Raw genomic sequence first — 12,923 nt, 5'->3', positions numbered from 1 at the left:
GTTATCTTTTGCCTTGTTTAAATAAAAATTCTTTTTCAGATTTGGTTAACGTGTCGTAACCAGATTTGCTAATCTTATCTAAAATTGCATCAATTTGTTGTTGGTTTGGGGTATTATTTTTTGATTTTTGTTGTTTTTTATTTCCAGATTTATGAACCGTTTTTAAAGGCTTTTCTTTCTTTTCGAACCAAGAAGAAATGCTACCCCAAAGATTTAGTTCTTTATTACTTGCTTTATAAACGTATAAAAAACCAAACAAACTGCCACCTAAATGCGCAAAATTACCACCAGCATTGTCGCCAATTAAACCTAAAATATCGAAACCCACCCAAATTGCTGCCAAATGCCAAACCTTTATAAAACCGATTAAAGGAATTTTTAATTGATAATTAGGCATATAAGTAGCAATTCCTATAAAAATGGCTGAAATTCCTGCGGAAGCTCCAACTAAATAAGAAGATTTTCCTTCGAAAATCGGAAAATAATTTTGACTAAAAACATACAATATTCCGCCAGAAAGAGTTCCTAATAAATAGAAATTTAACAATTGTTTTTGTGTAAAATATTGGATAAATAAATTACCGATAAAATAAAGCGCTATTAAATTAAATAAAATATGAATAAAACCTCCGTGCAAAAAACCATAAGAAATAATGGTCCAAGGTTTTATAAATAAAGTGTTGTAGTCGTCATCTAAAGAAAACCATTCTACAATAAAATTACCTTCATTATTATACAATCCTTGTAAAATACTAATTAGTAATGTGATAACAAAAACAGCAATATTAATATAGATAAGTTTTTCTACAATATTGCCACCTTTATAACGCGATTTTATGTCGTTTATAATACTCATTAATTTATTTTAAATTGATTTTTTTTCCAATACCAAGCGATTAAACCTCCAACAATAGCACCACCTAAGTGTGCAAAGTGAGCTACATTAATACCAAAAACAGAAGACCAACCAAAAATTCCAGATAACATTTCATAACCTAATAGAACAGGAATAAAATATTTTGCAGCAATAGGAATTGGTAGAAAAATTAAGGCAAGTTTAGAGTCAGGAAAATTAATTCCAAAAGCAGCTAATAATCCCATAATAGCACCAGAAGCCCCAACACTTTTAGTATAAAATATTGTTGTTAGTGTATCTAAACCTTGAGATGATAATATATTTTCCCAACCTGTGTTGTATTTTCCCTCATTTAAAATTGATAAAACTTCTAATTTATTAAACCCATTAGCAACTAATTTTTCAACTAAAGAATTAAATTGATAAAAATCGATAGCCCATGGTAATAATACAGCGCCTAGACCTGCAGAAAAATAGAAAAACAAGAATTTTTTCTTTCCCCATTTTTGTTCTAAAGGAGTACCAAACATCCACAAACCAAACATATTCATTATAATATGTAAATAAAAAGTAGGATGATGCATAAACATATGAGTAAATACTTGCCAAACTTTAAAATGATCGTTTTCTGGAAACCAAATTGCCAATTGGTCATAAAGGTTTAACCCAACTACTTTTACAGCAATAAAGAAAATAACATTAATTATTATTAGATGTTTAATTGTATCTGTAATTCTGTTATTCATTTTTAACTATTAAATAAATGATCAATTTCGTGTAATGTTAATGTTTTAAATGTTGCTTTTCCAAAAGGCGAAATGGTTGGTTCTTTACAAGAAAACAAGTCGTTAACCAAACCTTCTTGCTCTTTTTCCGATAATAATGTACCTGTTTTTATAGATAATGTTTTGGCAAACGATTTCGCCATCACATCAAAATGACTAAAACTGGCATCTGGAACTTCTAAATCGATGTCGTTTAACAATTCTTCTAAAATGATGGTAATTTTACTTTCGGTTACTGAAACCGGAATTCCTTTGATGGTTACACTCTCTTTTGTAAATTCATCAAACGAAAAACCTGCATTTTCTAACTCGTTTTTAATGGTATAAATCATTTCTATTTCTGCCGAAGAAAATGCAATTTTTACAGGAAACAATAATTGCTGGCTATTGGCCTCTTTAATGGTAATACTTTCTAAAAATTGTTCGTACAACACACGTTGATGCGCCAAAGTCTGGTTGATTAAAACCACACCAGATTTTATAGAACTCAACACATATTTACGCTGTATTTGAAATGTTTTTTGCGTTTTTGCTTCCTCTTGATGTTCGAATAAATTTTCTTGAGGTGTTTTTTCTTCAGTTTCTACAGATGTATATAAAGATTGCCAACTTTGGTTTGTTTTTTCTTTTTTGTACGGAAAGCGAATACCTTCCTGTTTTTCTTCTTTAAAAGGATTAAAATCGGGATCTACAGAAATTTTAGGAACACTGGCTGTTTTTCCATTCGATTTAAAATGGTAGGGTACATCTAAATTCGCATCTCTATTAAAATCTAAAACAGGTGCTACGTTATACTGACCTAAACTGTGTTTTACAGTCGCTCTTAACATGGCATACAAAGCTTTTTCGTTATCGAACTTAATTTCTGTTTTTGTAGGATGAATGTTAATATCTATAGAACTTGTAGGAACGGTTAAATATAAAAAATAGGAGGGATGTGAGCCTTGTTCTAACAAACCATCGAATGCATTTACAACAGCGTGGTTTAAATAAGAACTTTTTATAAATCGATCGTTTACGAAGAAAAATTGTTCTCCGCGTTTTCGTTTAGAAAACTCTGGTTTTGCTACAAAACCATCAATTTTAAGAATGTCTGTATTTTCGTTAATAGGAACTAGTTTTTCGTTCATTTTGGCACCAAAAACGGCTACAATTCTTTTTCTTAGGTTGCTATTTTTTAGATGATATATTTCATTATTATTATGGTGTAACAAAAAAGTAATATTTGGGTGTGCCAAAGCAACTCTTTGAAATTCGTCGATAATATGCCGGGTTTCTACGGTATCTGATTTTAAAAAATTACGTCTTGCAGGAATGTTATAAAACAGATTTTTAACGGCTAAACTTGTGCCTTCACTTGTAGAAATAAAATCTTGAGAAACAACTTTGCTTCCTTCAATTTTAATACATGTGCCTAATTCTTCGTTTTTCTGTTTTGTTTTTAACTCTACATGTGCAATGGCTGCAATAGAAGCTAATGCTTCTCCACGAAAGCCTTTGGTGCATAAGTTAAATAAATCTTCTGCTTTTTGGATTTTAGAGGTTGCATGTCTTTCAAAACACATTCTAGCATCTGTGGCACTCATTCCTTTACCATTGTCTATTACTTGAATTAACGTTTTGCCAGCATCTTTAAGTAATAATGTAATGTTTGTTGCACCAGCATCTATGGCATTTTCTAACAATTCTTTTACAACAGAAGCTGGGCGTTGTACGACTTCTCCTGCAGCAATTTGGTTGGCAACATGGTCTGGTAAAAGTTGAATAATGTCTGACATTAATTTCTTTTAAATATAGATAAATCGAAATCGATGATGTATAAAAAAATGAATACTAAAACTGCAATAATTATTAAAAGTGTTTTGTTTACGCTTTTGTCAGAATTTTTTAAATCTTCCATAGCATCACTAAACTTGCCTTTAATTCCTTTATTTTTACCTGCAGTTTTTCTAAATCGATCTAGTTTATGCTCGATTTTAAAAGGGTTTCCTTCTCCTTTATAATAACGAGGTTGATAATCAAATTTTTTGTTTGTACGTTTTAAAAATCCCATAGTTTTAGAAATAATTGGTGAATATAGATTTTCTGATAAATCAATTTTTGTACCAATTTTAAAGCATTTCAAATTTAAAGAAATTAAAGGAATTTCTCAAAGAATGAAGCCAAAAGTATTCTTAAATTATTTGTGACGATTTAAATGCAAAGGCACTAAGTTTTTTCGCAGAGTTGGCAAAGCAATATTTTATAGAACCCCCTTCTGCAAGGTTTTTTTTAACCTTGTAGGTATCAATAAAAACCAAATAACACCTATAAGGTTAGAAAAAACTTGCAGGAGAGTAAAATTTAAAAACCGATGTTTTCTTTACTTCTTCCTATGTTTCTTAGAGCCGCCATTTTTACTGCTGCAACAGCACATTCAATTCCTTTATTACCTAATTTACCACCAGATCTTTCTAGAGATTGCTGTTTGGTATTGTCTGTTAAGACACAAAAAATAACAGGAACGTCGTATTTGATATTTAAATCTACAATACCTTGTGTTACACCTTCACAAACAAAATCGAAATGTTTGGTTTCTCCTTGAATAACATTTCCAATGGCAATAATGGCATCTACTTGTTGCGATAGAATCATTTTTTTGCAACCAAAAACCAATTCGAAACTTCCAGGAACGTTCCAAGAAATTATATTTTCTTTTAAAGCACCACAGTCTATTAAAGTTTCAATTGCACCTTTTTGAAGGTTTTTTGTGATTTCTGGATTCCATTCAGAAACAACCATCCCAAATCGAAAAGAATTCGCATTTGGGATGGTTGCTTTATCGTAATAAGATAAATTGGTTGTAGCCATAATTTTTAGTTTTCAGTTTTCAGTTGCAGTTTACAGTAAGTTTACTGCTTACTGAGACTGTACACTGCATACTATTTACCAGCGTATTTTGCTGCGTAAATAAATTTCTCTACGTCTCTACCTTGGTCGGAATTTGGGTAGTTTTCTTTAATTTTTGTGAATAAAGATTCAGCTTTATCGAACTTCTTTAACTGCATTGCTGTTTGACCCGCTTTGTATAAATATAAAGGTGTTGTAAATGCGTTTTCTTTTTTATTGGCTGCTTTTTCGTAATAATCTAAAGCATCTTCTAGTTGATCGATATCTGCAAAAGCATCTCCAATAGCTCCTAAAGATACTGGGCCTAATAAGGCATCATCTGAATCGAATTTATTTAAATATTCAATTGCTTTTTCGTAGTTTTTCATTTGTAAATACGAAACACCAGCATAGTAGTTGGCTAAGTTTCCTGCATCAGTTCCACTATATTTTTGAGCGATGTCTAAAAAACCATATTTACCATCTACACCTTCTAAACCTAAATTTAATAGAGAATCGATTCCAGAACCTGCAGTTGCAGCTTCGTCGAAATATTTTCTTGGAAATGCCAATTCGTTAGAAGCTTCTAACTCGTTTGGTTCTACAATGTATTTATTATATCCTAAATAAGCTAAGAAAATAACAACAACAGCAACTAAAGAGTAAAACAACGGTTTGCTGTTTTTTTCTATCCATTGCTCGGATTTCGACGCAGTTTCATCTAAAGTATTAAATACTTCTGCAGTTGTACTCTCCATATTGTCAACATTTTGTTGCTCTTTTTTTCCTTCTGGTTTATATTTCTTCTTGTATGTTGCCATATTTACTTAAAAAATTAGTGGCGACAAAAATAGTTTTTTTAATTGGATTTTAAAAGGCAATAATTCGCAAAATTTTCAATAATTTGCAATTCGTTTTTAAGAACATTTTTTATTTATGTATTTACAGAAACTTTCTTTAGTGAATTTTAAAAATATCGAGTCGCAATCTTTTGATTTTCAACAGAAAATTAATTGTTTTGTGGGTAATAATGGTGTTGGCAAAACCAATGTTTTAGATGCCATTTATTACCTTTCTTTTGCGAAAAGCTACTTTAATTCGGTCGCAATTCAAAATATTAGACATGGAGAAGGTTTTTTTATGATAGAAGGAGATTATCTTTTAAACGATAGAAACGAGAAAATTGTTTGTAGCTTAAAAAAAGGACAAAAGAAAGTGCTCAAACGAAACGGAAAAAGTTACGACAAATTTTCGGAGCACATAGGGCAATTACCATTGGTTATTATTTCTCCAGCAGATAGAGATTTGGTAACAGAAGGTAGTGATACGAGAAGAAAGTTTATAGATGGTGTAATTTCTCAACAAAATAAAAAATATTTACAAGATTTAATTGCTTATAATAAAGTGTTAAGTCAGCGAAATGCGTTGTTAAAATATTTTGCAGCCAATAGAACATTCGATGCTTTAAATTTAAGTGTTTACGATACGCAATTGGCAGACTATGGTTCTAGAATTTACGAAGTTAGAAAAGCTTTCTTAGAAGAATTTATACCTATTTTTAATGAAAAATATCAAATTATTTCTGCGGATAAAGAACGTGTGAATTTGATTTATAAGAGCCAGTTACACGATTTTTCGATGCAAGATTTAATGCAAAAATCTTTAGAAAAAGATAAAATTTTACAATACACAACATCAGGCATTCATAAAGACGATTTAAGTTTTGAAATAGGAGCGTATCCAATTAAAAAATTTGGTTCACAAGGGCAACAAAAGTCGTATTTAATTGCACTCAAGTTGGCTCAGTTCGAGTTTATAAAGCAACAGTCGAATGTAATACCTATTTTGTTGTTGGACGATATTTTTGATAAATTAGATGAAAATAGGGTGTTGCAAATTATAGAATTGGTAAATAACGACGAATTCGGACAAATTTTTATTACAGATACACATGCAGAAAGAACAGAAAATATTGTAAAACAGAGTAACAAACCGTATCAAATTTTTAAACTTTAGTTAAAAGTTAGAGGTTTTTTCTCACAAAGTTCTAAGGCAATTTTATACTCAATACTCAATACTCAATACTCAGTACTAAAAACTAATTCATGTCAAAAAGAGAGAACGATTCTTTTTCGGTAAAAGATTTAATGCAGCATTTTATTAAAGAGAATAATTTAAGCAAAGGAATGCAAAAAATTAGAGTAGAAGAAGCTTGGACAAAAATGATGGGACCAGGAGTTGCCATCCATACTACCTCTGTAAAACTGCAAAATAAAACGTTAATAATTAGTTTAACGTCTTCTGTTTTACGAGAAGAATTAGGCTATGGAAAAGAAAAAATTATAAAATTGATGAATGAAGAATTGGGAGATGAACTTGTAGAAAAATTATTGCTGGTTTAGGTAATTTTATCAAAAAATAGTTTGGTAAAAATAATCGGGAGTATTCTTATAATAATTGTTGGACAATATAAAAGAACGAAAATATAGTTCTATAATAAGTGGAACTTTTTTACTGTATTTGCAGTAAATTATTTGAACTTTAAATTTACTAAACAAAAGAAAGCTTTTAAAACTTGAAAAAAAGAATCAAGGAAATAAAAAGCTGTCTGAAGCAATTAAGAAACTAATTGAAGATATTGAAAAGGCAGAATGGAAAAATCCTCTTGAAATAAAAGAAGCTAGACCTGACGCTGATAATGTTCATTCGGAAGGCTTCTATTTCTTTAACATTAGTATTCACAGGACAATGATTTTAATCGTATTTGACGATTTAGAAGCTACAATTGTTTGGACAGGAAATCATCAAGAATATGATAAAACATTTAAAGGAAATAAAAAAACAGTAGAAAAATGGTTGAAAAACCACAATTTGATTTAATTATGGAAAAATTTTCAATTCAAAATATAGAAAAAATTAGCTCTTTGAATAGTGAGTTAGAAGTTGAAAAAGCAACCAATTTATTCCTAAAATTGAGAGTTTTAGCTAAAGAAAATAAATCTTATCAAGTTTTGAGAAAACACTTATCAAAATTAATAAAAGATTATGAAGATAAGAATTGGCCAAGCAGTGAGAATATTACTAATGAACAAATTAAGGAAAGTGATTTAGCAGAACAAATTGTACAAGCGGAAAGTAATTTTTACTCTAAAAGAAAGGAGATTATTCGTAAAAAACTAAAAGAAAGCGGTTTAAACCAAACTGACTTGGCGAAAATTTTAGGTCATAGAAAAGGCTATGTTTCTGAATTAATAAACGGAATAAGACCATTTTCGAAAGAAGATTTGATAATTATAAATCGTTTATTCAAAATTGAACTTGAAAATTTAATTCCAACTTTTATAAAAGAAGAAAAAGTTTTACACATAAGAAAAACTTTAAAATCAATTCCAAAAAACCGAATTAAATTAACGAAAAAGGATTTAAATTTAGAAAATTATATTGCCCAACAAAGCCGTGTATAATGCTAGTTCAAGCCTACTTACGAAAATTCTTACGGATTTTCTATTCGGTTTATATTTGCTAAATTAGGTGCTTAAAACACGCCACTAATCATACACAAATTCGTTGTTATTAATACAAAAAAACTTTGCGAATTAAATAGTTCGTAACAACTTTGTAATTACAAATATAGAGTTGTGGAAACAGCAATTATTAAAATCAAAAATTCTAAAGGTCTGCGTTTAAGCAAGACTATTTTTGGAAAAATATAATATAAAAGTAATTGCTTTTCTGCTATCCTTATTAATAAATTAAAAAATTGAAAGTCATAGCATTTTTATCCTGCTGTTTTCCATACATAAAGACGTTGCCAATAAGCTAAAAAACATTACCGATTGAAAAATATTGAATATAAAAATGAAAAATTTGTATCTTTGATAAAATATTTAAATATATGGATATTCAAACGCGAAAAATAGAGTTTATACAAGATTTTCTTAAAGTTAAAAGTGAGGATTTAATTTCTAGACTTGAAGCCATATTAAGAAAAGAAGATTACTCATCAAATCCAGATGAATTTAAACCAATGACTGTTGAGGAGTTCAATAATCGAATTGATAAGTCTATGGAAGACTCTGAAAACGGAAGATTAATAAGTGCTGGTGACTTAAAATCCAAAATCGAAGAATGGAATTAACTATTTTTTGGACTGAATTTAGCGAAAAAGAGTTAGAAAATATTTTTAAATATTACAAGAAAAAAGCGAGCGTTACCGTTGCAAAAAAAATTGTTAATGCAATTTACGAAGAAACTCTGAAGTTAAAACAACAACCAAAAATTGGACAAACTGAAGAACTTCTTAAACAACGAAAACAAGAGTTTAGGTATTTAGTTTATAAAAATTACAAAGTAATTTATTGGATAAACGAAAGTGAAAATAGGGTTGAAATTAATGACGTTTTTGATACGAGACAAAATCCTCCAAAAATAAAACGAACTAAATAAAGCCAGTTGCCAAGTCGTATATAATTTATTGTTGGTATATTAGAGAATTAGAAAAAATCCTTCAAATCTCAGCTTCTGTTTTAGTCAATAATTATCAACTTGCACCAAAAGACAAAGGGTAAAATGCTTATCTGTTTTAAAACGAAAATTACGTATTAGTAATCTATTGTTAAGGTTATTTTTCTTTCTTTTTAGGTGCTCTTTTTGCGTCTTTTAAAGCTTGCATTAGCATCCATTCTATTTGTCCGTTAGTAGAACGAAATTCATCTGAAGCCCATTTTTCAATGGCTTTTATCATATCTTCGTTAACTCGCAACGCGAAAGCTTTCTTTTTTGCCATGTTATTTTTTTACAAATTGAACAATTGTTTCAATGAGTTTTTTTGAAATAGGATATGCTGCTGAATAGTAAGACTTCATATTGTCTTCGTCTTTTTCAATTGTTTTTAAAACATGATTCATGTTTTTAATAATTACCAATTCAGCTTTTTTGTTTGCTTCATTTAAACGTTTTGCATCTTCAACACTTACTTGTAAATCTTTATCGCCATTTATAATTAATGTAGGAATTTCTATTTTTTTTATTTCTTCAATAGGATTTAACTGCATCCAAGATAATAGAAAAGGTTGATTTGGTTTTGCAAACACACTTATTAAAAATGGGTTTACAACTGAAATTTTACCATTAACCCTTAAAGAATCAAATTGTTCTTGTGCTGCTTCAGCCAAAGTTGGGTTGTTTTTACCAATTTGTTTTACAATAGTTTTATCTATAGCTTCTCCAGTACCAGCAATAGAAATGTATTTATCTACATTTTCTAAAGCGAACATTGCTATTAAAGAACCTTGGCTATGACCAACTAAAATGATTTTTGTAAAACGTTTGTCATTTTTAAAATGGTTGATTATTTCTTGAACATCAAAAACAAAATCTTTTATTTGAGTATCTTTTAAAAACTCTTTGTTTTTAGTATTGGCTGTTCTTTTATCATAACTAAAAAAAGCAATATTATTTTTATTTACAGCGTCTCTAAATTGTTTTATATAATTCGCTTTTACAGGTGTACCAGTTTGATTTCCATTTCTATCTACATTTCCAGAACCATGCACCCAAATAATTAAAGGTGTTTTTTCTTCAGAAAAAGTTAAAGTTCCAGGTAATTGAATTACTTGATTATTAATGGTAATTTCTTCGGATTTTATTTGTGCATTCGAAACAAAAACACCTAAAATGGATATCGCTAAATATGTTATAATTCTAATCATTATTTATATATTTTTTTAAAACCTGAGTTGCTTCTTCTTTTTTTTGAGTTCCAATTAATAATTTTTTTCCATTTTTTAACTCTAATTGAATGCCAATATCACCAGAAACATTTATACATTTTCCTTTTCCTTTGTTCCAAAAAGCACCACCTTTTAAGCCCCAACCACCATATTCTCCTATTGGATCGTAAATTCTTACAGTAGCTTTTTCAATTTCATTCCATTTGATAATTTTATAATTAAAATGAAAAGGTAAAAATTGATAATGAATTCCAACTTCATCAATTCTGGTTTTTAGTTTGAATAGAAAGATGAATCCTACAGAAAAAACAATTGCTAAAATGGTTACAATAAATTCTATGGAACTCATATTAGAGTTTTCATTAAAAAACTCTTTTCCCATAACGTATAAAGGAACAATTAAACTCACTGCCATTAATACAATTAGCCATGTTTGGGTAAAACGTTGCTCTTCTATAAAAACTTTCATTTTATCTGTTTTTATCTCTTTCTAGTACAAATAGTATTCCAATTGGTTGGCATTTCTTTTAAAGCCCAACCTTCTCTGGCATATTGATTTAATAAATCTTCCAATTTTTGAACTCGATTTCTAATTCTTATTTTAAGGTAACTACTTTGTATTCTTTTACTTTTTATATTTAGTATCAAATTAGAGACTTCTTCTAATGTTGAAATGACAGTTATATTTTTTATTTTTGCTAACTGCTAACTGTAATTAATGACTCAAAGTTCCAGCATTTACAACAGGTGAGGCTTCTTTGTCACCGCATAAAATAACTAATAAATTACTAACCATGGCAGCTTTACGCTCTTCATCTAACTCTACAATTTGTTTTTTATTCAATTCTTCCAAAGCCATTTCTACCATTTCTACTGCACCTTGCACAATTTTATGTCTTGCAGCAACAATTGCAGTTGCTTGCTGTCTTTTTAACATGGCAGAAGCAATTTCGTTAGCGTACGCTAAATAACCAATTCTTGCTTCTAAAACTTCAATTCCAGCGATTGTTAAACGTTCGTCAATTTCTTTTTCTAAGGCTTCAGAAACTTCGTTAACGCTAGAACGTAGTGTAATATCTTCATCATGACCTTCATCAGCAAAATTGTCATAAGGATACATACTTGCCAATTTACGAACAGCAGCATCTGTTTGTACGCGTACAAAATTCTCGTAATTATCTACATCAAAAGCGGCTTTGTAGGTATTTGTAACTCTCCAAACTAAAATGGTAGAAATCATAATTGGATTTCCTAATTTGTCGTTTACTTTTAAACGCTCGCTATCGAAATTGCTTGCTCTTAAAGAAATCGTTTTTTTTCTGTATAAAGGATTTGCCCAGTATAAACCGTTGTCTTTTATCGTTCCAACGTATTTTCCAAATAATAAAATAACTTTAGAAGTATTTGGGTTTACGAGAATAAACCCAAAGAAACCAATAAAACCGACCAAAGTAGCCAATAGATAAAGAGGGTTTTCGGTTTTAATAACCATAATTATTCCTCCAAAAAATAATACAGTAATAATTACTAACATTAAGTAACCGTTTGCAAGTTTGATAATTTTCTCTGCTTTCATGTGTAGTTGATTTAAAATGATATTAATTTGATATCATAAAGATATAAATAATTTTTTGATATTTCCAAATAATGATGTATTTATTTTTATAACTTCGCACAGAATTATAAATATTTTTACTAATGAAACTTAAAATCGCAGTTCTATTGTCTTTCCTTTTCTTTTCGAAACCAGCTACAGAAGAAACTTTCTTTTGGGGGCAAAATGGCCATAGAGCCACTGGAAAAATTGCCGAAAAATATTTAAAAAGAAGAGCAAAAAAGAAAATAGACAAATTGTTAAAAGGCGAGAGCTTGGCTTTTGTATCTACATTTGCAGATGAAATAAAGTCCGATAGAAAATACAGCGAATTTTTTCCATGGCATTATGTAAATATGGATTTAAACCAAACATATGCAGAAGCAGAGAAAAATCCGAAAGGCGATTTAGTAACCGGAATAAAAAAGTGCATTGCAGTTTTAAAGGATAAAAAAAGTTCAGATAAAGACAGAGCATTTTATTTAAAATTGTTGATTCATTTTGTAGGCGATTTACATCAGCCTATGCATATTGGGCAAAAAGAAGACAAAGGAGGAAATACCATTCAAGTTCAATGGTTTGGAAAAGGAACCAATTTGCACGCAGTTTGGGACACAAAAATGATTGAAGAATGGAATATGAGTTATTTAGAATTGGCAGACAACGCAAAAGATTTATCTAAAAAACAAATTAAAGCCATAGAAAAAGGAACTATTGAAGATTGGGTAAACGAAGTGCATGTGTTAACCAGAGAAATTTATAAATCTGTTAAAGTAGGCGAAAATTTACGTTATAGATATTCTTACGACCATTTTAAAACCGTAAGAAATCAATTACAAGTAGGGGGAATTCGATTGGCAAAAATATTGAATGATATTTTTTGCTAGATAGCACTCTTTTTAAATCCCCTTTAATTCTTATTTCGACTCTGCTCAATACAAGCTCCAGAAAAAAATACTCTACTCTGCGAATCTTTTTGTAGTTTTCTGTGAAACTTCGTGGAAAACCCACACAACACTTGTGAAGCCGTGAAATTCGTGTTTAAATCTCATCTACCACTTTATTTGTTAAGGATGCGTTAAATACTA

At 29.6% G+C, this 12,923-nt stretch carries 17 protein-coding genes and 1 pseudogene; 8 read left to right on the top strand and 10 right to left on the bottom strand.

Translation table 11 applies throughout. The features are described 5' to 3' along the window. Position 1: 1 nt before the first annotated feature. From JL193_RS02130 to JL193_RS02105, 6 genes are all read right to left on the bottom strand, one after another. On the bottom strand, positions 2–856 hold the full coding sequence (locus JL193_RS02130; protein WP_207972267.1) for a rhomboid family protein: 855 nt from the start codon (positions 854–856) through the stop codon (positions 2–4). Further along, positions 856–1,602: a rhomboid family intramembrane serine protease gene (locus JL193_RS02125; protein ID WP_207972266.1), complete on the bottom strand. Its 747-nt coding sequence runs from the start codon at positions 1,600–1,602 to the stop codon at positions 856–858. The genes JL193_RS02130 and JL193_RS02125 overlap by 1 nt, the downstream gene beginning before the upstream one ends. Before the next feature lie 2 nt (positions 1,603–1,604). Then, entirely contained in the window at positions 1,605–3,419 is a 1,815-nt protein-coding gene (gene mutL / locus JL193_RS02120) for a DNA mismatch repair endonuclease MutL (protein WP_207972265.1), read from the bottom strand. Further along, the gene (locus JL193_RS02115; RefSeq protein ID WP_207972264.1) at positions 3,419–3,694 is read right to left on the bottom strand and encodes a riboflavin synthase subunit beta; all 276 of its coding nucleotides are present in this window, start codon (positions 3,692–3,694) and stop codon (positions 3,419–3,421) included. Before JL193_RS02115 ends, mutL begins: the two co-directional genes overlap by 1 nt. Positions 3,695–3,984: 290 nt before the next feature. Then, the gene (gene ribH / locus JL193_RS02110; RefSeq protein ID WP_207972263.1) at positions 3,985–4,491 is read right to left on the bottom strand and encodes a 6,7-dimethyl-8-ribityllumazine synthase; all 507 of its coding nucleotides are present in this window, start codon (positions 4,489–4,491) and stop codon (positions 3,985–3,987) included. A 71-nt stretch (positions 4,492–4,562) separates the two neighbouring features. Continuing rightward, positions 4,563–5,330 (bottom strand): tetratricopeptide repeat protein, encoded by a 768-nt coding sequence (locus tag JL193_RS02105; RefSeq protein WP_207972262.1) that lies wholly within the window; start codon positions 5,328–5,330, stop codon positions 4,563–4,565. A 115-nt stretch (positions 5,331–5,445) separates the two neighbouring features. Between JL193_RS02105 and recF the strand changes: the two genes are divergently transcribed. The 7 genes and pseudogenes from recF to JL193_RS02075 all read left to right on the top strand — a co-directional run bounded on the left by recF (position 5,446) and on the right by JL193_RS02075 (position 8,955). Beyond that, positions 5,446–6,525 carry a DNA replication/repair protein RecF gene (gene recF / locus JL193_RS02100; RefSeq protein ID WP_207972261.1) on the top strand — a complete coding sequence of 360 codons (1,080 nt, stop codon included), beginning with the start codon at positions 5,446–5,448 and terminating at the stop codon, positions 6,523–6,525. Positions 6,526–6,614: 89 nt separating this feature from the next. Further along, on the top strand, positions 6,615–6,911 hold the full coding sequence (locus tag JL193_RS02095) for a DciA family protein (protein ID WP_207972260.1): 297 nt from the start codon (positions 6,615–6,617) through the stop codon (positions 6,909–6,911). Between the two features lie 202 nt (positions 6,912–7,113). After that, positions 7,114–7,389, top strand: coding sequence for a type II toxin-antitoxin system HigB family toxin (locus JL193_RS17050; protein ID WP_367890039.1), 276 nt, complete (start codon positions 7,114–7,116; stop codon positions 7,387–7,389). Continuing rightward, positions 7,362–7,973, top strand: a complete 612-nt coding sequence (locus tag JL193_RS02085; protein WP_207972259.1) for a helix-turn-helix domain-containing protein — start codon at positions 7,362–7,364, stop codon at positions 7,971–7,973. The genes JL193_RS17050 and JL193_RS02085 overlap by 28 nt, the downstream gene beginning before the upstream one ends. A gap of 174 nt (positions 7,974–8,147) precedes the next feature. Then, positions 8,148–8,229 (top strand): annotated as a pseudogene (locus JL193_RS17540) (AbrB/MazE/SpoVT family DNA-binding domain-containing protein); the annotation flags it as partial. Between the two features lie 175 nt (positions 8,230–8,404). Further along, positions 8,405–8,647 (top strand): hypothetical protein, encoded by a 243-nt coding sequence (locus JL193_RS02080; protein ID WP_207972258.1) that lies wholly within the window; start codon positions 8,405–8,407, stop codon positions 8,645–8,647. Beyond that, the gene (locus JL193_RS02075; protein WP_207972257.1) at positions 8,638–8,955 is read left to right on the top strand and encodes a type II toxin-antitoxin system RelE/ParE family toxin; all 318 of its coding nucleotides are present in this window, start codon (positions 8,638–8,640) and stop codon (positions 8,953–8,955) included. The genes JL193_RS02080 and JL193_RS02075 overlap by 10 nt, the downstream gene beginning before the upstream one ends. A gap of 175 nt (positions 8,956–9,130) precedes the next feature. Here JL193_RS02075 and JL193_RS02070 read toward each other — a convergent pair whose 3' ends face one another. The 4 genes from JL193_RS02070 to JL193_RS02055 form a co-directional block, all read right to left on the bottom strand. Continuing rightward, entirely contained in the window at positions 9,131–9,295 is a 165-nt protein-coding gene (locus JL193_RS02070; RefSeq protein ID WP_207972256.1) for a type II toxin-antitoxin system antitoxin, read from the bottom strand. Position 9,296: 1 nt separating this feature from the next. Next, entirely contained in the window at positions 9,297–10,220 is a 924-nt protein-coding gene (locus JL193_RS02065) for an alpha/beta hydrolase (protein ID WP_207972255.1), read from the bottom strand. After that, positions 10,213–10,710 carry a hypothetical protein gene (locus tag JL193_RS02060; RefSeq protein ID WP_207972254.1) on the bottom strand — a complete coding sequence of 166 codons (498 nt, stop codon included), beginning with the start codon at positions 10,708–10,710 and terminating at the stop codon, positions 10,213–10,215. The genes JL193_RS02065 and JL193_RS02060 overlap by 8 nt, the downstream gene beginning before the upstream one ends. A gap of 246 nt (positions 10,711–10,956) precedes the next feature. Next, positions 10,957–11,817, bottom strand: coding sequence for an SPFH domain-containing protein (locus tag JL193_RS02055; protein WP_207972253.1), 861 nt, complete (start codon positions 11,815–11,817; stop codon positions 10,957–10,959). A gap of 122 nt (positions 11,818–11,939) precedes the next feature. Between JL193_RS02055 and JL193_RS02050 the strand changes: the two genes are divergently transcribed. Next, positions 11,940–12,722, top strand: coding sequence for a S1/P1 nuclease (locus JL193_RS02050; protein ID WP_207972252.1), 783 nt, complete (start codon positions 11,940–11,942; stop codon positions 12,720–12,722). The last annotated feature ends 201 nt before the right edge of the window (positions 12,723–12,923 follow it).

It is taken from the genome of Polaribacter batillariae, assembly GCF_017498485.1.
GTDB classification, from domain to species: Bacteria; Bacteroidota; Bacteroidia; order Flavobacteriales; family Flavobacteriaceae; genus Polaribacter; species Polaribacter batillariae.
The sequence above is the reverse complement of the archived record's forward strand: the minus strand, read 5'-3'. Positions and strand labels throughout refer to the sequence as shown.